The 20,463-nt window shown below is 68.7% G+C and carries 19 protein-coding genes; 13 read left to right on the forward strand and 6 right to left on the reverse strand.

Annotation, left to right across the window (positions count from 1 at the left end; all coding sequences use genetic code 11):
* Positions 1–53: 53 nt before the first annotated feature.
* Positions 54–2,804, forward strand: a complete 2,751-nt coding sequence (locus ACV7GQ_RS06980) for an ATP-dependent helicase (RefSeq protein WP_470312798.1) — start codon at positions 54–56, stop codon at positions 2,802–2,804.
* 69 nt (positions 2,805–2,873) lie between these two features.
* Positions 2,874–3,500, forward strand: coding sequence for a beta-class carbonic anhydrase (locus tag ACV7GQ_RS06985; protein ID WP_470312799.1), 627 nt, complete (start codon positions 2,874–2,876; stop codon positions 3,498–3,500).
* Positions 3,501–3,551: 51 nt separating this feature from the next.
* Here ACV7GQ_RS06985 and ACV7GQ_RS06990 read toward each other — a convergent pair whose 3' ends face one another.
* Positions 3,552–4,430, reverse strand: coding sequence for a hypothetical protein (locus tag ACV7GQ_RS06990; protein WP_470312800.1), 879 nt, complete (start codon positions 4,428–4,430; stop codon positions 3,552–3,554).
* Between the two features lie 320 nt (positions 4,431–4,750).
* On the opposite strand from ACV7GQ_RS06990, the gene ACV7GQ_RS06995 reads away from it, so the two are divergent.
* Entirely contained in the window at positions 4,751–5,212 is a 462-nt protein-coding gene (locus ACV7GQ_RS06995) for a PH domain-containing protein (protein ID WP_470312801.1), read from the forward strand.
* On the forward strand, positions 5,209–6,786 hold the full coding sequence (locus ACV7GQ_RS07000; protein WP_470312802.1) for a PH domain-containing protein: 1,578 nt from the start codon (positions 5,209–5,211) through the stop codon (positions 6,784–6,786). The genes ACV7GQ_RS06995 and ACV7GQ_RS07000 overlap by 4 nt, the downstream gene beginning before the upstream one ends.
* A 226-nt stretch (positions 6,787–7,012) precedes the next feature.
* Here the strand turns inward: ACV7GQ_RS07000 and ACV7GQ_RS07005 are convergent, their stop codons facing one another.
* Entirely contained in the window at positions 7,013–9,796 is a 2,784-nt protein-coding gene (locus ACV7GQ_RS07005) for an AAA domain-containing protein (protein ID WP_470312803.1), read from the reverse strand.
* A gap of 264 nt (positions 9,797–10,060) precedes the next feature.
* Here ACV7GQ_RS07005 and ACV7GQ_RS07010 point away from each other — a divergent pair, with 264 nt between their 5' ends.
* Positions 10,061–10,234: a DUF7556 family protein gene (locus ACV7GQ_RS07010; protein ID WP_470312804.1), complete on the forward strand. Its 174-nt coding sequence runs from the start codon at positions 10,061–10,063 to the stop codon at positions 10,232–10,234.
* A gap of 8 nt (positions 10,235–10,242) precedes the next feature.
* On the opposite strand, the gene ACV7GQ_RS07015 is transcribed toward ACV7GQ_RS07010, so the two are convergent.
* Complete coding sequence (locus ACV7GQ_RS07015) at positions 10,243–10,623, reverse strand: DUF2237 family protein (RefSeq protein ID WP_470312805.1); 381 nt, start codon at positions 10,621–10,623, stop codon at positions 10,243–10,245.
* 116 nt (positions 10,624–10,739) lie between these two features.
* Between ACV7GQ_RS07015 and ACV7GQ_RS07020 the strand changes: the two genes are divergently transcribed.
* Both ACV7GQ_RS07020 and ACV7GQ_RS07025 read left to right on the forward strand, forming a co-directional pair.
* Positions 10,740–11,285 (forward strand): hypothetical protein, encoded by a 546-nt coding sequence (locus ACV7GQ_RS07020; protein WP_470312806.1) that lies wholly within the window; start codon positions 10,740–10,742, stop codon positions 11,283–11,285.
* A 34-nt stretch (positions 11,286–11,319) separates the two neighbouring features.
* Complete coding sequence (locus tag ACV7GQ_RS07025; protein ID WP_470312807.1) at positions 11,320–11,646, forward strand: hypothetical protein; 327 nt, start codon at positions 11,320–11,322, stop codon at positions 11,644–11,646.
* Positions 11,647–11,664: 18 nt separating this feature from the next.
* Here ACV7GQ_RS07025 and ACV7GQ_RS07030 read toward each other — a convergent pair whose 3' ends face one another.
* The 3 genes from ACV7GQ_RS07030 to ACV7GQ_RS07040 form a co-directional block, all read right to left on the reverse strand.
* Positions 11,665–12,759, reverse strand: coding sequence for a GNAT family N-acetyltransferase (locus tag ACV7GQ_RS07030; protein WP_470312808.1), 1,095 nt, complete (start codon positions 12,757–12,759; stop codon positions 11,665–11,667).
* Positions 12,760–12,853: 94 nt separating this feature from the next.
* Positions 12,854–13,804 carry a zinc-dependent metalloprotease gene (locus ACV7GQ_RS07035; protein ID WP_470312809.1) on the reverse strand — a complete coding sequence of 317 codons (951 nt, stop codon included), beginning with the start codon at positions 13,802–13,804 and terminating at the stop codon, positions 12,854–12,856.
* Between the two features lie 57 nt (positions 13,805–13,861).
* The gene (locus tag ACV7GQ_RS07040; RefSeq protein ID WP_470312810.1) at positions 13,862–14,113 is read right to left on the reverse strand and encodes a hypothetical protein; all 252 of its coding nucleotides are present in this window, start codon (positions 14,111–14,113) and stop codon (positions 13,862–13,864) included.
* 77 nt (positions 14,114–14,190) lie between these two features.
* On the opposite strand from ACV7GQ_RS07040, the gene ACV7GQ_RS07045 reads away from it, so the two are divergent.
* The 6 genes from ACV7GQ_RS07045 (at position 14,191) to ACV7GQ_RS07070 (ending at position 20,459) form a co-directional block, all read left to right on the forward strand.
* Positions 14,191–15,249 carry a M20/M25/M40 family metallo-hydrolase gene (locus ACV7GQ_RS07045; protein WP_470312811.1) on the forward strand — a complete coding sequence of 353 codons (1,059 nt, stop codon included), beginning with the start codon at positions 14,191–14,193 and terminating at the stop codon, positions 15,247–15,249.
* A gap of 150 nt (positions 15,250–15,399) precedes the next feature.
* The gene (locus tag ACV7GQ_RS07050; RefSeq protein ID WP_470312812.1) at positions 15,400–16,548 is read left to right on the forward strand and encodes an AI-2E family transporter; all 1,149 of its coding nucleotides are present in this window, start codon (positions 15,400–15,402) and stop codon (positions 16,546–16,548) included.
* 98 nt (positions 16,549–16,646) lie between these two features.
* A complete protein-coding gene (locus tag ACV7GQ_RS07055) occupies positions 16,647–16,829 on the forward strand; it encodes an LSM domain-containing protein (protein ID WP_166970488.1) in 183 nt (60 codons plus the stop codon).
* Positions 16,826–16,999: a 50S ribosomal protein L37e gene (locus ACV7GQ_RS07060; protein ID WP_004517916.1), complete on the forward strand. Its 174-nt coding sequence runs from the start codon at positions 16,826–16,828 to the stop codon at positions 16,997–16,999. The genes ACV7GQ_RS07055 and ACV7GQ_RS07060 overlap by 4 nt, the downstream gene beginning before the upstream one ends.
* 12 nt (positions 17,000–17,011) lie before the next feature.
* A complete protein-coding gene (purF, locus tag ACV7GQ_RS07065) occupies positions 17,012–18,454 on the forward strand; it encodes an amidophosphoribosyltransferase (RefSeq protein ID WP_470312813.1) in 1,443 nt (480 codons plus the stop codon).
* 190 nt (positions 18,455–18,644) lie between these two features.
* On the forward strand, positions 18,645–20,459 hold the full coding sequence (locus tag ACV7GQ_RS07070) for an asparagine synthase-related protein (protein WP_470312814.1): 1,815 nt from the start codon (positions 18,645–18,647) through the stop codon (positions 20,457–20,459).
* Positions 20,460–20,463 lie beyond the last annotated feature (4 nt).

The raw sequence follows: 20,463 nt of genomic DNA on the forward strand, positions 1-20,463 counted from the left end.
CGTGGCGGAACCCACTTCCCCCCGCAGGCCGACCCCACTACAAGAGCCCACCAATGGGAGGACGAGAGCGCCTCGCGGCGACCGACCCCGCCTTCGACGCCGACTCGGTCGCCATCGACGACGCGGACGTACTGGACTGCCTCGCGCCGGTCGTGCAGGACTGGTGGGTCGAGCAGTTCGGCGAGTACGTCCCCGGCAACGGCGGCTTCTTCACCCCGCCACAGAAGGAGGCCATCCCGCTCATCCACGCCGGCGAGAACGCCCTCATCTGTGCGCCGACGGGGTCGGGCAAGACGCTGGCCTCCTTCACGGGCATCATCAACGAACTGTTCGCGAAGGCCCGTGCGGACGAGCTCGACAACTCGGTCTACTGCCTGTACGTCTCGCCGCTGAAGTCGCTCGCCAACGACATCCACCGGAACCTGGAGGTGCCGCTGGACGGCATCACCGGCAAACTGGACGACCGGGGCGAGGACGTGGACATCCGCCACGCCATCCGCCACGGCGACACCAGCGACAGCGAGCGACAGGCGATGCTGGAGACGACGCCGCACATCCTCAACACGACCCCCGAGACCCTCGCCATCCTGCTGAACTCCCCGAAGTTCAAGGAGAAACTGGAGACGGTCGAGTACGTCGTCGTCGACGAGATCCACAGCCTCGCCGAGAACAAGCGCGGGACCCACCTCTCGGTGTCGCTGGAGCGACTGGAGGCGATGGCCGAGACATCGCCCACGCGCATCGGCTGTTCGGCCACCGTCGAGCCGCTGGACACCGTCGCGGAGTTCCTCGTCGGCCGCGAGGAGCCCGGGGGCGAGTCCCGTCCGTACGAGATAGTCGACACGCGGTTCGCACGCGACTTCGACGTCGAACTGACCTGCCCGACCGACGACCTCATCAACACGCCCAGCGACGTCGTCACCGAGCGGTTCTACCGGGAGCTCCACGAGCAGATACAGGACCACACCAACACGCTCGTGTTCACGAACACGCGCTCCGGGGCCGAGCGCGTCCTCCAGAACCTCCGCGAGAACTTCGCCGCCTACGACGCGGACAACTCCGGGTGCCACCACGGCTCCCTGTCGAAGGAGAAACGACAGGGCATCGAGCAGGCGCTGAAAGACGGGGAGCTGGACGTGGTGACGACGTCGACCAGCCTGGAACTGGGCATCGACATGCCGTACATCGACCTCGTCGTACAGGTCGGGTCGCCCAAATCCGTCGCCTCGCTCCTCCAGCGGGTCGGCCGCGCCGGCCACCAGCTCGGCCAGACCGTCGAGGGGCGCGTCGTCGCACTCGACCGGGACGAGCTGGTCGAGTGCGCGGTGATGCTGCGGAAGGCCGAGGAGGGGTTCGTCGACCGGGTGTTCGTCCCCGAGAACGCACAGGACGTGGCGACACAGCACGTCTACGGGATGGCCATCAACCGGGTCCGGCCCGAACGGGAGGTCCGCGGCATCCTCGAACGTGCCTATCCCTACCGGAACTACACCGACGAGTCCTGGGAGCAGCTGTGTCGCTACCTCACCGCGGACTACCCCGGGATGGAGGAGAAGAACGTCTACGCGAAGATCTGGCGGGACACGAACGACCCGCCCGACGGCGAGTACCACTACGAGGCGTACGACGTTGGCGAAGACCTGATCGGCAAGCGCGGCCGCCTCGCCCGGGTCATCTACATGACCAACATCGGCACCATCCCCGACTCGTTCACCTGCGACGTGTTCGTCCGCGGCGGCGACGAGTGGGTGGGCCAGCTGGACGAGTCCTACCTCGACACGCTCGAACAGGGCGACGTGTTCGTGCTGGGCGGGTCCAACTACGAGTACCGCTACCGCCGCGGGTCGAAGGTGTACGTCGACCCGACGAGCGCACGGCCGACCGTGCCGTCGTGGTTCTCCGAGCGCCTGCCGCTGTCGTACGACCTCGGTCGGGAGATACTCGCCTTCCAGCGCGAACTGCTCGACAAACTCGAACGCGGCGGGATGTCGGAGGTGCGGAACTGGCTCCGCGAGTTCCCGCTGGACGAGCACAGCGTCCGCGCTATCGCCCGGATGTTCCGCGAACAGGTGGCCTACGCCGGCCCGGAGAGCGTCGCCACCGACGAGCGACTGGTCATAGAGGAGGCGATGGACCGCGACGAGTACGAGCGCCACTACTACGTCCACTCGAACTACGGGCGGCGGTTCAACGACGGGCTCTCGCGACTGCTGGCCTACCGGGTGGCGCAGGCCGCCAACGCCAACGTGCAGGTCGCCGTCGCCGACAACGGGTTCACGCTGTCGATGCCGCTCAACCGGAAGGTCGACATCCAACGCATCGTCGAGAACGTCGACCCCGCGGACGTCCGGGCGGACCTGCGGGCGAGTCTGGACGGCACCGACCTCCTCCAGCGGTACTTCCGCATCAACGCCACCCGGTCGCTGATGATACTGAAGCGGTACAAGGGCTACGAGAAGTCCGCCAGCGAACAGCAGGTGTCCTCGGAGATGTTGCTGGGGTTCGCCGAGGACCTCGGGGAGTTCGCCGTCGTCGAGGAGACCTACCGGGAGATTCTGGAGGACAAACTCAACGTCGCCGGCATCGAGGACGTGTTGACCGACGTCCAACGGGGCGCCGTCGACGTCGTCTCGACGCGGGTCGACTCCCCGTCGCCCCGCGCGTTCGGCCTCGCGACGCTGATGGCCAGCGACGTGGTGCTCGCCGAGGACGAGTCCGCCGTCCTCGAGGAGTTCCACCGCCGCGTCCTCGAGGAGATAGAGGGCGACGGGGACACCGAACGGTCGGTCGCCACGGACGACTGAGCGTCGTAGATTGCGGTATCAGTTGCCCAAACGACAACACCGGTGTCGGTGGCGACCGAACGTCCGGTGATGCCACATCACACACACGGCGAGGAGCGCGAGGAACCGGAACCGGGACACGTCCACGAGGCCGTCGACGCCGACGTCGACGCCCGCGACGACTGGGCGCGGCGCCGACGGAAGGGCATCCCGACCGACAAGCAACTGCTGGTCGTCGCCTGTATGGACGAGCGCATCCCGGTAGAGGAGGCGCTCGGACTCTCGCTCGGGGACGCGCAGATATACCGGAACGCGGGCGGGAAGGTAACGGACGACGTCGTCCGGTCGGCGGCGCTGACGACCCAGTTCTTCGACACCACCGAGATAATCGTCGTCAACCACACCGACTGCGGGATGATGAGCGCGAGCGACGAGGACGTGGTCGCGGGGCTGGAGGCCGCCGCAGACGGGGACCTGGACGACGTCGACATCGACCCGTCGCTGCCCGACCTGAACCTCGGCGACCACTCGGTTGCCGAGTGGGTCCGCATGACCGACGACATCGACGAGGCCTGCGCGGCACAGGTCGAGTACCTGCGGAACCACGAACTCATCCCGGACGACGTGACCGTGACCGGCTACGTCTACGAGGTGGAGAGCGGGCACCTCCGCCGACCGGGCGAGCGCGTCGCCGAACGGGTCAACGAGCGGGTGTGAGCCGGCCGGGCGCGGGCGACGTGGTGGCGTCGGGGGTCGACTGACTCCGTCTCACTCGCCCGCGCCCTCGAACGCGGCGAACTCGTCGATGGAGACGAACAGGCCGTCGCGCATGGTCGGTTGCATGACGTACGCCGTCGGGTACTCGTCGGCGGTGGCGTACACCTCCGGCGTCTTCATATCGACGGTCAGTTCCTCCGACAGACCGTCGACGAACTCGGTCGTCACCATCGGTTCGACGAAGGTCAACTGGCCGGTGCCGTCCCCGTCTGCGTCGTAGGCGCCGTAGATGTTCGTGTGCGTGAACGACCCGTCGGACCGGAACTCCGACCCGGTCGTGTCCACCAGGTGTTCGCCCATGTGGGGCTCGACGAGTGGGGTGTCGGGTTCGCCGTCCCCGTCGGTGTCGAGTACCGGCAGGCGCTGGTAGTCGGGGGGCGTTTGTGCGTCCGGGAGGTCGAAGGTCGCAGGCCCGCCGAGGATGCCCTCGACCATCTCCTCCGGGACCATGTAGAAGTGGAAGTCGTAGTGCGGCACGGTGTAGATCCCGGGCGGCGGGTGCCCCGCCGGATTGTAGTGAAAGCCCACGAAGGTGAACTGGTGCGTGTCCACCGACGAGGGCAGCCCCAGATGGACGCCCAGGGCGTCGTCGTCGAAGGCCGCCAGCGCCTCGGCGTCGACGTAGACGCCGAGCGAGGAGAGCTCACCCTGCGGGTTCGTCGTGGCGTAGGTCTGGACGACGCCGTCGAGGTAGCCGACGTCGTCACCCCACACGACGTCGTGGTTCTCGGGTTTCGGATGGGCCGCCGTCCGCGTCGAGAGGGTCGCCCCGCCGACGGTGAGCGACCCCACGACGACCGTGCTCGTCGCCAGCCCTCGTTTGAGCGCGTCACGTCGTGTCAGTCCGTTCGCTGAGTGTGGGTCCGGCATGTGAATCCGGGTGACTCGTGTCACCCGGACTAGTACACTCGACGCGGTCGCATTGTTATGTGTCTCGAACGCCGCGGTAGCGAAGGATACCCTATTTCGCGCACCGAGACGGCGCGGTAAGTGTCGGGTATGCCCGTATAGCCGCCACGGCGGGTGACGGGTGAAAACGACCACACCTGTCATATATCTGGGGTTATGCTGTGGACCCCCATCGAAGTGTCAGACGCGGAACGTCGGGCGGCACCTCGAAGTGAGCGGAACCCCCGGCACGGCGACGCTCGTCCCCACACTTAATCCGCACCTCGCACTACGGGTGGCGTATGGAGTCGTTGCATCCGCGAGTGAGGCTGCTGTGGGTCGGCCGGACAGTCGTCGTCGCGTCAGTCCTCCTCGGACTCGCGGTCCTCGCAGACCGGTTGGTGGTCTCGGTACCGCTCGGACTCGTCGCCGTCGGCTGGGCCGTACTGGTTGGCCTGGGAGCCGTCCACGCGGTGTTCGCGCACCGTATCTGGCGGTTCGGGTTGCAGGACGACGCGCTGTTCCTCGTCCGCGGGGTCCTGACGCGGACGGACACGTCGGTCCCCTACGTCAGGGTCCAGCACGTCGACACGACGAGAGGACCGGTCGAGCGGGCGGCGGGCCTCGCGAGCGTCGTCGTCTACACCGCCGGCTCCCGCGGCGCGGACATCACCATCCCCGGTCTGCGGCCGGAGCGGGCGACGGAACTGCGCGAACGCCTCCGTGACCTCGCCAGCGAGAGCGAGGCCACGGACGCAGTATGAGACGGCTCCACCCGCGGAGCGCGGTCCTGCGCGTCGGCCGGGCCGCCGTACAGGGCGCCGTCTTCGGCTTCTTCGTCGGGACGGCGCTGGCGGGGTCGCTCGGCCTGCCCGCGTGGGTCGTTCCCGCGTTGGCCCCGCTCGGGGCGACGGTCACCGGCGGGTTCGCGCTGGTCCGGTACTACCGGTTCCGCTACGAGATCGCCGACGACACGCTGGCCGTCGAGTCGGGGGTGCTGGCCAGACAGTCGCGGGAGATACCGCTCGGTCGGATACAGAACGTCGACCTCAGGCAGGGCGTCGTGAACCGGTTGCTCGGGTTGACTATCGTCGACTTCGAGACGGCCGGCGGGAGCACCACCGAGGCCTCGCTGGACGCCGTCGCCCCCGAGGAGGCCGAGCGGCTCCGTCGTCTGGTCCAGCAGTTCGACCGCGAGAGCCGGGCCCGAGCGGCGGAGGCCGCCGAACCGACGACGGACGAGACGGGGAGCACGACGCCGACCGAACAGGGGGCCGACGACGAGGTGACCGACCTGTTCGCCTTCTCGTGGCGCGACCTGCTGACCTACGCCGTGGTCTCCGTGCGTCCGGCCGCGCCGGTGTTGACCCTCGCCGGCCTCCCGTTGGGCGGGGACCTCGTCGCCGCCATCGTCCGGTTCAACCTCACGCTCGTGGGCGCCGAGCCGGCGCTGACCCCCTCTGTGCTGGAACCGTTCGGCCCGCCGCGACTGGTCGCACTCGCGCTGCTGACGCTCGTCGAGTTCCTGCTGGCGGCGCTGGTCGTCAGCGTCGTGCTCACGGTCGTCGAGTACTACGGCTTCCGCCTGTTCCGGGAGGGCGACGACCTGCGGTACCAGCGCGGTCTGGTCCGGCGGTACAGCGGCACCATCCCGTTGTCGAAGGTCCAGACGGTGACGGTGAAGGAGAACGTCCTGATGCGGCGGTTCGGGCTGGCCACCCTCGTCGTCGAGACGGCGGGCTACGGCGGCGGGACTCAGCAGTCGGAACAGGGCGTCGCCGTGCCGATGGCCCCCCGCGAGGAGGTGTACGAACTCGCACGGGACATCGAACCGTTCGGGACCTTCGAGTTCGAGCGGCCACCGACCCGCGCCCGTCGCCGGTACGCGTTCCGCTTCGCCGGCCTCGCGGCCGTCCTCACCGGCCTCGGCTACGCCGTCGACAGGTTCCTGCTGGAGTCGGGCGACTGGTGGGTCCTGCTGGCGCTGTTCGTCCTCGTCCCGGCGGCGGCCCACCTCCGGTGGCGACACCGCGGGTTCGCCCTGGACGAGGACGTCCTCGCCACGCGGGCGGGGTTCTGGTCGCAGACGACGCGAATCGTGCCGTACTACCGCGTGCAGACGGTGTTCGTCGGCCGGTCGCCGTTCCAGCGGCGCCGCGACCTCGCGACGGTCACCGCCGACACCGCCAGCACGGCGAGCGTTCTCGGCGGGTCGGCGACCGCCTTCGACGTCGACGAGGAGACGGCGACCCACCTGCGGGCGGAGCTCCGGAAGCGGCTCTACACCGACCTCCTGGCGCGGAAACGCACACGGAGGCTGGACGAGAGCGGTCCGTAGACTGGGCGGGGAGGAGACGCGGTCGGGGGACCGGGAGGGTGGTGCGTGGAGGGCTGTCTGGTCGGTCCGACCCGGGCGCTCACTCCACGTGTCGCTTCCCACACTGCTGGCAGGAGAACAGGGTCCCGTCGGACAGTTCCTGTTCGGCCGCCAGCGGGAACCCACAGTCAGGGCAGTCTGTCATACGTTGTATTCGTGCCCGCCGGGTTTTAAAATACGGGACTAACTATGCAGGGTCCCGGCCGCCACCTGCCCACTCGACCATCCGGCCGTACACCTCGTCCGTGCCGAGAGCGGCCGCGTCGCCGACGAGGACGAGCGCCTTCTTCGCCCGCGTCATCGCGACGTTGATGCGCCGGTAGTCCTCGAAGATTGGGCCTTCGAGCGTCCCCGTCGCGACGAACGAGACGACGATGACCTCCTTGCTCGACCCCTGGAAGCGGTCGACGGTGTCGACGGTCACGTCGGGCAGGCGCCGGTCGAGTTCGGCGACCTGTGCGCGGAACGGGGCGATGACGCCGATGTCCTCGACGGGGACACCCGCCTCGCGGTAGGCCGCGACCACCTCGGCCACGGCGCCGGCCTCGACGGGGTTCGTGTTGCCCGTCTGGGTCCCCTCCGGGTCGACGAAGGCGACGCGGTCGCGGAGGTGGGCCGGCAGCGCGTCCATCGAGACGCCGGGGAGGTCGTCGACGCGCTGGGCGGCCACCTCGCCCGTCGCCGGCCGCAACTGACCGTCGTAGAACTCCCGCGAGGCGAACGCCTGGATGTGTTGGGCCATCCGGTACTGCCGGTCTAACATCACGCCGGCGTCGGGGTGGGTCTCGATGAGGCGCTGGAACAGCGACGTCGAGAGGGTGGCGTCGTCGGACTGGACGACCGGCGGGAGTTGCTGGTGGTCGCCCACGAGGGCGAACCGGTCGGCGAGCGTCGTCGCCGCGAGCGTGCCGGGTTCGGTCAACTGGCCGGCCTCGTCGACGACGGCCACGTCGAACGACTGGCTCTGCATCGCGGTGCCGCCGCAGGTGGCCGTCGTCGCGGCCACGACCCGTGCGTTCTGGAGCGTCGCGGCACACTCGCCTGGGTCACCGGACTGTTCGAGCCTGTACTGCTGCATGTCCTCGCGGACGCCGCTCTCGGTGCCGACCCGGACGACGTCCGTGAAGCCCTGCTCCTCCAGCGCCTCGATGGCGTTGTCGACGGCGCGGTTGGTGAACGCCGACAGCAGGACCCGGTCCCCCCGCTCGACTAGCGCCCGCACCATCCGCGCGAGCGTGTAGGTCTTCCCGGTCCCCGGCGGCCCGTGGACCAGCGCGAAGTCCTCGGCGCCGACGGCCAGGCGGACCGCCTCGTCCTGGGCCTCGTTGTTGTCGATGAACGTCTCCTCGACCGTCTCGAACTCGGGGTCCCGACGCCCGAACAGCACGTCCTTCTCCGCCGGCGACTGGGTCAACAGCGCGTCGTGGAGCGCGTTCTGGAGGCGGTCGGTCGTCAGTTCGGAGGGGTAGACGTCCAGCCGTCGCAGGTCGAGCGGTTCGTCGGCGGTGACGACTATCTCCTCGCCGCTGCTCACGGTTTCACCGTTCACGTCTTCCGAGGCGCTTCGCGCCTCGCTAATGCGCTCGACGCGCGCCAGTTCCGCGTCCCCGGTCACCGGGTCGCCGTCGCTGGCCATCACGAGGTCCCCCTCGCGTATCTTCGAGACGGCCCCGGTCCCTCTCGCGCGGAGCTCCCAGCGCCCGCTGTCGAGCTCGGTCCGCCCCACCGGTTCGAGGTCGACGAGCGCCCGGTCGTCGTCGGCCCGTTCTGCGGCGGTCTGCTCCCAGAGTTTCGCGTACTCGCGGTGGACCGCCCGACGCTCGGCCTCGATGGCCTCGTAGTACCGCTCGAAGTAGTCCTGCTCCTCGTCGGGGATGGCGACACCGACCTGTCCGGCCTTCGATTCCTGGTCCAGACGGCCGGAGACGGCCATGCAGGTGTCCTGCTCGAAGCAGTACTCGCACTTGGCGTTGGCCTCGTACCCGGTCGGGACGCCGGTGTCGTGTTCCATCGCCGCGATGGCGTTCCGGGTCCGAATCACGTAGTTCAGCAGGCCCGACCCGATGGAGAACTCCTTGGCCGGCGAGAGGTCGCCGCTCTCCTCGGTGCGGTCGACGGCGGCGTTCTTGGTGTAGAGCAGGGTCCCGGTGTCCGGTGCGGCCTCGATGGGCGTCGTCGTCCCGCCGTCGCCGGCCATCACGGCGCTCGCGTCGAGCGAGTTCGCCGCCCGTTCGCCGAGCATCAGCGCGTAGGCGGTCGCCTGAATCTTGTCCTGGAAGCGCGGTTCGCGCTTCGTGTTCTTGCCCGTCTTGAGTTCGACCGGCATCCCGCGGCGGACGGCGTCGGCCCGCCCCTTCATCCCGTACCGTTCGGAGATGAGCGTCATCTCGGAGCGCCACTCGTCGGTGTCGGTAAGGGTCCCCTGATTCAGCCACCCCTCGATGGCCTTCGCGTGGTCGCGGACGTCGCCCGCCACCTCGTCGGCTTCCCGGCCGAGTAGGCCGATGTCCAGTCCCGCCTGCTCGACCTGCTCCTCGATGGCGGCCCCGACGTCCCGGCCCCGCAGCAGGTCGCCGAACACCTCGTGGACGACGGTCCCCTTCACGAGCGGGTACGCGAGGTCCGCGCCGTCCAGCTTCCGGAGGTAGTACATCCGGGGACACTGGACCCACGCGCGGACATCGGTCACGTCGACGAGGAAGTCCGGTTCGACGACGACGGTGGCGTCGCTCCCCACCGAGTACTGGGTCTCGCCCTGATACTGTCGCTCGTCCGGGTCGTAGACGGCCAGTTCCATCCCGGGTTCGAGCACGTCGGCCGTCTCGGTCCACTTCCCCCAGAGCGTGACCGTCGTCGGGTCCCCCGCCCCGCGGTCCGGGCGGAGCGTCACCTCACAGAGGTCGCTCTCGCCGTACTGCGTGTTCACGGTCTTCGGGTCGCCGACCTCGACGACAGGGCCGCGAAGTTGCACGGCCTGAGTCACGGCGGGGCGCGGAAAAACGCTGTCGGTCACCCCGCTGTGGGACGCCGGGACCCGCGCGTCGGCCCGTCGGTGTCGAGAGCGGTGGCCGCCATCGCCCGGTCAGACCGGGGATACTGCCGTCCGGAGCCGGTGTTTCAATCTGGCGCAGAAAACGGCGCGAAACAGACAGAAACGACGACCAATATCTCGTGTATGTGCTGGTCGTGTCTTTATTTCGCCACATTCATTAATTCCGAGGGAGGACAGACTAGTATGAGCGCGCGAACCGAGTCGGTCGAGAGTCGTCCCGTCGATAGCCAGCGCGTCGTCGCGGCCGTGGACGAGACAGACGGCCGGCGGCGTCTCGTCGTCGCCGACATCACGACCGACGAGGCGTGGCTGTCGATGCCGGCGACCGCCGCCGCGACGCTCTCCGAGTGGCGGTAGTCCGCCTCTCAGGACTCCGTCTCGTCCTCGTGGCTGTACCGCCGTAGCGTCTCCAGTGCGACCTCGTCGAGGACGTCCTCGCTCGTGGCCGCCAGCACGACCGGCGGCGCGTGGCCGTCCTCGCGGGCCTCTATCCAGCGCGGGACGCAGACACACCACCGGTCGCCCGGTTCGAGGCCCGGGAAGTTCAGTTCCGGGCGGGGCGTGACGAGGTCGTTGCCGGCCGCCTTGCTGTACTCGAGAAACGACTCGGTCATCACCGCACAGATCTCGTGTCGGCCGGGGTCGCGTTGCAGCGGGTAGCAGTAGCCGTCCCGCATGAACCCGGTCACCGGGTCCTGTGAGCAGCTCTCGAGGTCGCCACCGAGGACGTTCGACTCGCTCTCCATACCGCTAGCTCCGGGTGTCGACCTAAAGGGGTTCGGCTCTCTGGCCGGGTCGCGGCCGTCGTCGCACCGCTGAGACCGATGCCTTCATTCTGACGCGGGCCCAACCTCCGACCGAGATGCGCGTTCGTGACTGGCAGGACATCATCGAGGACGTGATGGACAGCAACGCCGACCCCGGCGGGTGGCGCGCCGTCGGCGGCGACCGCGCAAACGGCATCGGCGAGGACCTGTACGTCGGCCACCCCTCCTCGGGGGTCTACCAGCTCAAGACGTACGCGAAGAACCCCTTCGAGGTGCAGGGAGTCGGCACGCGGGTGGCCCGCCGCATCGACGAGGACATCGACCCGCTGTTCCCCGAGGACGGGACCGGCCTGTTCGGCGTCCAGCAGGCGCCCGAGGACGAGGACGACGCCGAGGAGAAGGCGAAGAACTTAGAGACCGTCCTCGAGACGCACGCCGACGCGCCGACGACGCCGCGCGCCATGCTCGAGGACGTGCTGGACGCCGTCGACTCGCCGGCCTACGGACCGATGGAGTTCGACCAGTACGACCGTCCCGAACGGATGGACTCGCTGACCGACACGTTCGAGGAGGCCGAGGAGCTACTGGACAAGGAGTTCGAGGACGTCGTCGAGGAAGACGTCGAACGAGGGTTCTACTGATGATACAACCACACGACAGCACAGGAGCCGCCTGATGGTCGGCCCCTCTATCTCCAGCGCGGACCGCGAGCGGTTCCTGAAGCAACTCAAGCTCGGCTTCGCCGTGCTGGTCGGCGGGTCGATGGCGCTGGTCACGCTCTGGGGCGGCGCTGACCCGCCGCTCGTCGCCGGCGTCGCGGTCGGGACGGCCGCCGTCGGGCGACTCCTCGCGGAGTTCACGTTCCCCGACAGCATCGCCGAGACGCCCTACGAGGACACGACCGACCGCGGGCCGAAACCCGGCGTCCGGACGAAGCGGCGCCGCGCTGAATCGGACGACGATGAGCTGACGCGGGCGACGGACGGCGACGGCCGACGGTAGAAGCGCGAGTAGCGACCGTCAGCCGACGTGCTTGAGATACAGCGACCGGCCGGTGGCGAAGACGTCCCAGACGGGACTGGCGCCCCGCTCCCACACCAGCGTCGGAATCGTCTGGCCCCCGAACCCCTCCTTGTACCGGAACACGCCGTCGTCGTAGTCGGGTTTCGTCGACCCGAGGTCGTAGGTGTCGTACCCGTGGTCGATGCCCCAGCGGACGACGTAGTCGTAGAGTCGCTCGGACGTGTGGTGCTCGAAGTACCGCTCCGGAACGGCCGAGAGGTAGCCGTGGACCGACGACTGCTCCTCGTCGAGTACCTCAAGCAGTCCGCCGGCGTACTGGCCGTCGACGCGGGCCGTCACGAGGAGCAGTCGGTCGTCCATGTCGAGCAGCTCCTCGAGGAACCGGAACGGGAAGGGGTCGGTGCCGACGCGGGCCATCACCTGCTCGTAGGTCCGGTAGTACCGCTCGAGCGAGTCCCACGTCACCGGTTCCTCGACCACCTCCAGACAGTCCGCCTCGCGTCCGCGCTCGACGCCACGGCGCCGTGACCGACTCATCCCGGCGCGGACGCCCTCGTACCCCTGCGACAGGTGGAGGAGGAACCGGCAGCGGCGGCGGTTCGGCACGTAGTCGTGGGCTTGCAGAGCCGTGTTGTACCGGAGGTAGCTCGGGTCCAGCGCCCGTATCTCGTGGACGATGGTCCGCGGCGACATGAGGTCGGGTACCGCGTCGAGGAGCGCCGAGAGCACCGCGTCGGTATCCGTGGTCATCACCGGCCCGCCGAAACCGGGGTCGACCGAGGTCAGCCGCCGGAACGGGGTGCGCTCCGTCCCCTCGAGCGGCGCGACGAAGTTCGGAAAGAGGCCGACGAGGTTGTCGTCCTTCCTGACGACTAGGTGCCGGGGCGTGCGGTCCAGCCCCGCTTCCACGGCGTCGAGCCACTCGTAGCGGTGGAAGACGCTCCCACGGCTCGCGTGCTCGACGACGCTGTTCCACTCGTCCCGACAGAGCTCCCGGACCGACTCGAGGACGTCGACCTCGAGCCGTGACTGCCCGCTCGCCACCGGGCCGCGCCCGGAGATACTGGACGCGAGACGACTGACGCGGTGCATCTGGCACCTGCGTACTCGAAGCGGGGACTATGTAATGGTGCTATTTCGACCGGTAAGGTCCACTAGCGGTCGATACGAGCGCTCTGGTGCCGCCCTACGGGTCGACGCGTTCTATCCAGAGCGCCGGGGTCTCGATCTCGTCGTCGGTCGGCAGGGTCTCCGGGGAGTCCCAGACCCGGCCGGCGGCCGCGACGCCGCGTTCGTCGGCCACGGCCTCGAAGAAGGCCTTCCCGCGTTCGTACTGCTGGCGTTTCATCCCGAGGCCCAGGACCCGCCGGACGAGTTCGGCGACCGGGCCGCGGCCCTGTCGTCGCTCATCGACCTTCCGCCGCAGGTCGTCGTACTCGTCGTCGAAGGCGCGGTCCATCAGCAGCTCCGCGTACCCCTCGACGGCGGTCATCGTCGTGTCCAGTTCGCCCAGCGAGTCCCGGTCGAGGCTGCCGTCGGTGAGGCGGTCGATGGCCTCCTCCATCGTCTCCTCCATGTGGTCGGAGAGCCACGGCGCGGCCCCGAACTCGGCGGCGTGTGTCACCTCGTGGAACGCTATCCACCGGCGGAAGCGGTCGTGGTCCACGTCGAGTTGGTCGGCGACCTTCCGGATGTTCGGTCGGACGAAGTACAGCGCGTGGTCGTCGCCGTCGGCGAGCAGGAGGGGGTCGTACTGCCCGAGGACGTTGTTCCCGAGGAAGGAGAGTGCGAACGCCATCGACCCGGTGTTGACAACGCGGGCGACGCCGGGGATGAACTCGGCCTGCTGTTCGATGGGCGCCATCACTCGCTCGAAGGTGGCGACGTTGGCGTCTATCCAGTGGTGGCGGTGCTGAATCTCGACCGTCTCGGGGAGGTCGAAGTCGAGGCCGCCGACCTCCCGTACCCTGTCACGGGCGTCCCGGACGTCCGTCGCGTACCCCTCGCGCTCAGCGGCGGAGACGTCGAGGTCGCCGGGGTCCGTCGCCGACTTCGCGGCCTCCGCGACGGCGGTCCAGTCTATCGGACCGTCGCCGGAGGCGCCCGCGACGGTGCGAACGCTGTGATACAATCCCATACCCGAAGGAGGGGACGGGGCGGCATAGTCCTTCTCCCCGCCGCGATGGCGTGACTCTCACTCCTCGTCCATATCGACGGACGGCAGTTCCTCGTCGTCGCTCCCCGCCAGCAGCTTCTTGCCGGCTACGGCCACGACAACGAGGGCGAGGAGGACGACGAGTGCGAGCACTCCGCCGCGGCCGCCGGTGCCGCTCGCGTCGTCCGCGTCGGGGGCCGTCTCGACGGGCTCGTCGCTCCCGACGCCGGGTGCGTTCGCGGTGAACTCGGCGCCGTCCAGATGCAGTTCCAGGAGGGTGAATTTCGCCATACTGATAGTTCGCCGGCCCGGCTCTTATCGGTTGTGGCGTCCCCGTGATTCTTCACAGCCGGCGGCATAGGCCGGGTATGGACGAACGCCGACGAACGTTCCTCGAATCGCTGCTGACGACGCCGGCCCCGTCCGGGTACGAGGCCGAGAGCCAGCGGGTGTGGCTCGACTACGTGCGCGAGTTCGCCGACGAGGTGCGGACCGACGACTACGGGAACGCCGTCGCCACGCTCCACGGCAACGACACCTCTGTGGCGCTGGCGGGCCACGGCGACGAGATCGGCTTCATCGTACGGGACCTGACCGAGGACGGCTTCCTCCGCATCGAGCGCATCGGCGGGTCCGACAAGACCGTCTCTCGCGGCCAACACGTCACGGTCCACACCGCCGACGGCCCCGTCTCGGGCGTCGTCGGCCAGACGGCCATCCACCTCAGGGACCCGGACGAGGAGAGCGTCCCCGACGTCTCCGAACAGCACGTCGACGTGGGTGCCGAGGACGGCGACGAACTCGCGGACCTGGTCGACCGCGGCGACCCGGTGACGTTCCACCAGACCCTGAGCGAACTCGAGAACGGCCGGCTCGCCGCCAGGGGGATGGACAACCGCATCGGCATCTGGGCCGCCGCCGAGGGCCTGCGCCGAGCCGCGGAACGCGGTGCCGACGCCACCGTCCACGCCGTCTCGACGGTCCAGGAGGAGGTCGGGCTGCAGGGCGCGAAGATGGTCGGGTTCGACCTCGACCCCGACGCCGTCCTCGCCGTCGACGTCACCCACGCGACGGACAACCCCGACTCGCCGGGCAAGCGGTCGAACGGCATCGAACTCGGCGGCGGCCCGGTCGTGGCGCGGGGGAGCGCCAACCACCCGGTCGTCGTCGACGCCCTGCGCGAGGCGGGTGCGGACGAGGAGCTGGACGTCCAGTTGCAGGCCGCCGGCATCAGGACCGGGACGGACGCCGACGCGTTCTTCACCGCACGCGGCGGCATCCCGTCGGCCAACGTCGGCCTGCCGAACCGCTACATGCACACGCCCGTCGAGGTCGTCGACCCCGAGGACCTGGAGGACGTGGCGGACCTCGTCGCCGGGTTCGCCGTCCGCGCCGACGACCACGCCCCGTTCACCGTCGACGTCTAAGCGGGCCTTACCCCGGTCGGAGCGCGGTATCGGGACCATAACCAACCGCGGCCGTCGGCGATACCGGAGTATGACCGGCGCCGCTCGCCCGCAGCCGCTCAGTCGCACGGTGCTGCGTCGCCCATCCCCGAGGGGGCCGGGACGGTAGCGATGGACCTGCCGTTCTCGCGGGACCGGGCGGCGTGGGCCGTCGCCGGCCTCGTCGCCGCCGTCGTCGTGGCCTGGGTGGTCGCCAGCTACGTCGGGACGTTCGTCCTCGGCGTCTTCCTCTACTACGTCGCACGTCCGGCCCATCGGCGCCTCCAGTCGCGACTGCGACCCACGATAGCGGCGGCGACGGCGCTCTGTGTCCTCGCCGTCCCGGTCGTCCTCCTCGTGGGGTACACCCTCGCCGTCGCCGCGCAGGAACTGGACCGGCTCGCCCAGACGGTCGACCTCGGACCGCTGGCCGAGCGGGTCGAGCCGTACCTCGACGTCTCCGAGGTCGTCCAGGACCCCGCGATGCTCCTCCAGAACCCGGACGTGGTCGACGCCGGGCAGCTCCTCGCGGAGGGGGTCCTCGACTACATCCCGCTGGTCGGGACGGCGCTCGTCAACCTCTTCCTGGCGCTCGCCGTCGCGTTCTACCTCCTGCGTGACGGCCCGCGACTCGGCCGGTGGCTCCGGGGGACGTTCGGGAACGGAACCGGGACGTTCGACGCGTACGTCCACGCCGTCGACGAGGACCTGGGCAGCGTCTACTTCGGGAACATCCTCAACGCCTTCGTCGTCGCTATCGTCGCCGTCGTCGTCTACACCGTGTTGAACGCCGTCGCGCCGGCGACGGGCATCCCGTACCCGGCGCTGGTCGGCGTCCTCGCCGGCGCCGCGAGTCTGATTCCCGTGGTCGGGATGAAACTGGTGTACGTCCCCGTCGCCGTCGGCCTGTTCGCTCGTGCCGTCGTCGCGGACGAACCGCTCTGGTTCCCTACCGCGTTCGTCGTCCTGACCGTCGTGTTCGTCGACCTCATCCCGGACGTGCTCCTCCGGCCGTACGTCTCCGGCCGCAACCTCCACGTCGGGCTCGTGATGATAGCCTACGTCCTCGGCCCACTGCTGTTCGGCTGGTACGGCCTCTTCCTCGGGCCGCTGGTCCTCGTCGTCGTGTTCCACTTCGCGCGGCTGGTCCTCCCGGTGCTGGTCGCGGGCGACCGGCCGACCACCCCTCCGGCGTCCACTGAGCGTGCGGACCACGGACCGACAGAGCCGGAGGCCGCCGAGGACGCGCCGAACAACTCGCCGGAAAGTGACCCTGCGTAGACAGGTCCGGGCGGTGGCACCCGTATCTGTCGAATCCACGCCCCGTCCCGGGCCGCGCAAGCGGTACGTTTAAGCGGCAGTCACTATCCCAACCGAACATGAGTGGACGACCGCTTGACGTTCTCGAAGCCTCGCTCGGCGAGGAGGTCACTGTACAACTGAAGGGCGGCGAGATATTCGAGGGGACGCTGACTGGGTACGACCAGCACATGAACCTCGTCATCGAAGACGAAGACACAACGATTATACGCGGGGATAACGTCGTCTCGATTAACCCATGACTGGCGCAGGAACCCCGAGCCAGGGGAAGAAGAACACCACGACACACACGAAGTGTCGGCGGTGTGGCGAGAAGTCGTATCACACCAAGAAGAAAGTCTGTTCGTCGTGCGGGTTCGGTAAATCGGCCAAACGACGGGACTACGAGTGGCAGTCGAAAGCCGGCGAATAACACTCACCTACCATGCACGAGAAGTGCGGCGTTGTCGGCATCTCTCTCGAGGACCGTGACGCCGCCCGCCCCCTCTACTACTCCCTGTACGCCCTCCAGCACCGCGGCCAGGAGTCGGCCGGTATCGTCACGCACGACGGCTTCCAGCAGCACAGCCACGTCGAGATGGGCCTCGTCGGCGACGCCTTCGGCCCCGGTGACCTCGAATCGCTCAACGGGTCGAACGGCATCGGCCACGTCCGGTACCCCACGGCAGGGAGCGTCAACGCCTGCTGTGCCCAGCCGTTCTCCGTCTCGTTCAAGTCCGGGTCGCTGGGCCTCTCGCACAACGGGAACCTCGTCAACGCCGACGAGATAGGCGACGAACTGGCCGACCTCGGCCACGCCTTCACGAGCGACGGGGACACTGAGGTCATCGCCCACGACCTCGCACGGAACCTACTGGAAGAGGACCTCGTCCGCGCCGTCAAGCGGACGATGGAGCGCATCCACGGGTCGTACTCGCTGACCATCATGCACGACGAGACGGTACTCGGCGTGCGGGACCCGCAGGGCAACCGGCCGCTGTGTATCGGCGAACTGGACGACGGCTACGTCCTCACGTCGGAGTCGGCCGCCATCGACACGCTGGACGGCGAACTCATCCGTGACGTCGAACCGGGCGAACTGGTCGTCCTCCACCCCGACGGCACAGGGTACGACACGTACCAGCTCCTCGAACAGGCGAACACGGCCCACTGCTTCTTCGAACACGTCTACTTCGCCCGCCCGGACTCGACCATCGACGGCAGTCTGGTGTACGAGGTCCGGCGCGAACTGGGCCGCAAGCTCTGGGAGGAGTCCGGCGTCGAGTCCGACGTCGTCCTCCCGGTGCCCGACTCCGGGCGCGCGTTCGCCTCCGGGTACGCCGAGGCCGCCCAGGACGACGGCTCGGACATCGAGTTCGCCGAGGGCCTGATGAAGAACCGCTACGTCGGCCGCACCTTCATCATGCCGACGCAGGACGAGCGCGAGCGGGCCGTCCGCCTGAAGCTCAACCCCATCAAGTCGACCATCGAGGGGAAGAAGGTCACCATCATCGACGACTCCATCGTCCGCGGGACCACGTCGACCCAGCTCATCCAGCTGCTGAAAGACGCCGGCGCCGAGGAGGTCAACGTCCGCATCGGCGCGCCGCCCATCGTCGCCCCGTGTTACATGGGCATCGACATGGCCTCGCGCGACGAGCTCATCGCCGGCGACCAGTCGGTCGAGGAGATACGCGACGAGATAGAGGCCGACTCCCTGTCGTACCTCTCCATCGACGCCGTCGCCGAGACGCTGGAGACGAGCCGGGCCGACCTCTGTCTGGGCTGTGTGACCGGCGAGTACCCCTACGACATCGAGGGCGAGGAGACCGACCGCGATGTCACCCGCCCCGAGATCGGCGGCGAACCGACGGTCGCCGACGACTGAGACAGGACGCGGCGGCTCCTTCTCCGACCCGACCGCTCTCGAAACAACCCAGAGACTGGGCTGCGCTCCACTGGTCGGTGGCAGCGAAACCACTCGGTAAGCGCCTCGTACTCTCCGTGACGGTAGACGGCGACTAAGATGCGAATGGCGCTGTATACTTTTTGACGCGCATACCGCTCGGTTCTGGTACATGCCCGGTATCAACGTGCTGGCCGGTGGGCCGCTCCCGGAGCGGGGCGAAATCGAGGCAGCCCACCGTCCGGCGCTCTACGACGACCGCTACGGGTTCGACGCGTACGACCTCGGGCACTGTCGCGTGACCACGGCCCTCTACCCCGAGTACCCGTTCAGGCGGTTCACGTTCGGAGAGCGGTCGGTGTTCGTCGAGGGCGTCGTCTACAACCGCGACGAGGCGACGCTCGCAGACGAACTCGAACGGCGGTTCGTCGACGGCGACGCCGCACTGACGGACCCGGCCTGGCTGCGAAGTCTCGACGGCGAGTTCGTGTTCTACGCACACGACCCGGTGGCGGAGACGATGACCGTCGTCCCGGACCTCCTGGGACAACTGCCGCTGTTCTACGCGCCCGACACCGACGTCGCGCTGGTCGGTCGGAACAAACCGATCCTCGCCCGCCTCGGGGACTGCACGGCGTTCGACCGCCTCGCGGTCGCCGAGTACCTCCGCCTCGGCTACGCGCTGGCGGACCGGACGCTCTACGCCGGCCTCCGGCGTCTCCCCGAGGGCCACCACATCCGGGTCGAGACGGACACCGGCGACCTGAACGTCGACCGGCACTACGAGTTCGACTTCGACGCGGAGCCGAACGCGGACGCCAGCGTCGCAGAGAACGCACGCGAACTGGCACGCCGGTTCACTGACGCCTGCGAGCGCCGGGCGGCCGCCGCTCCCGGTGAGAACGTGGTCCTCCTGAGCGGCGGGCTGGACTCGCGGGCGGTCCTCGGGGCGTTCGAGCGATGCGACGTGTCGTACCGCGCCATGACACGCGACTTCGAACACGATTCCCGCGCGGACATCGACCTCGCCCGGCGCCTGACCGACGCCGTCGATTCGAACTGGGACCGCCTGCCGACGCCCGGTCCAGATGGGGCGGACCTGCTCCACCACCTCGATATGACCGGTGGGACGGACTCGTTCGGCATCGCACACATGCAACCGTTCCTCAGGCAGGTCAGGGCGGACGCCGACGCTCCGGCGTGGTCCTACACCGGCGACGGCGGCGACAAGCTCGTCCCCGACATCTCCCCGGTCGTCGAGCTAACGTCAGCCGAGGACCTCGTCTCCTACATCCTGCAGTCCGAAGGGACGTTCGACGCCGACGACGTCGAGGCGATGACCGGCGTCTCGGAGGCCGAAATCCGTGCGGACATCCGCGAGACCGTCCTCGGCTATCCGGAGTCGTCGCTCTCGAAGCGGTTCGTCCACTTCGAACTGTTCCAGCGGGCGTTCTCGTGGCTCTTCGAGGCGACGGATACGAACCGGAACCACCTCTGGACGACGACGCCGTTCTACGCCCCCCAGGTCTTCGAGTACGCGATGTCGGTCCCGGACGTCCAGAAACGGCGCTACCAGCTCTACGGCGCGTTTCTGGAGGCACTCTCGCCCGAACTGTCGAGGGTCCCGAACGCGAACTTCGGCGCACCGCCGACCAGCGTCGGGCACGAAGCGCGGGTCGCGCTCTACAACGCCCTCCGACGCCATCCGGACCTCTTCGAGGCTGTCAAACCGGTGATAAAGTCGGTGCTCGGGCTCAGTAGGGACACGGAGCGGCCAGCCTCCGCGTTCGTCGACTGCCTGCGCGACCAGGCTGCCCGCGCCCACCGGCCGGTCCTCGACCGACACGGCCTCGAACGAACCGTCCTCGGCGACCCTGGGGCGTACACGCGGAGCCAACGGTACCACCTGCTGACGCTCACGTCGCTCGTCGACTACCACAGCGACGACCCCGTGTTGTCGGAGTACCGGGGCGAAGAGTTCGCCTGATGGT

This window comes from Haloarcula sp. MBLA0163, from assembly GCF_055632435.1.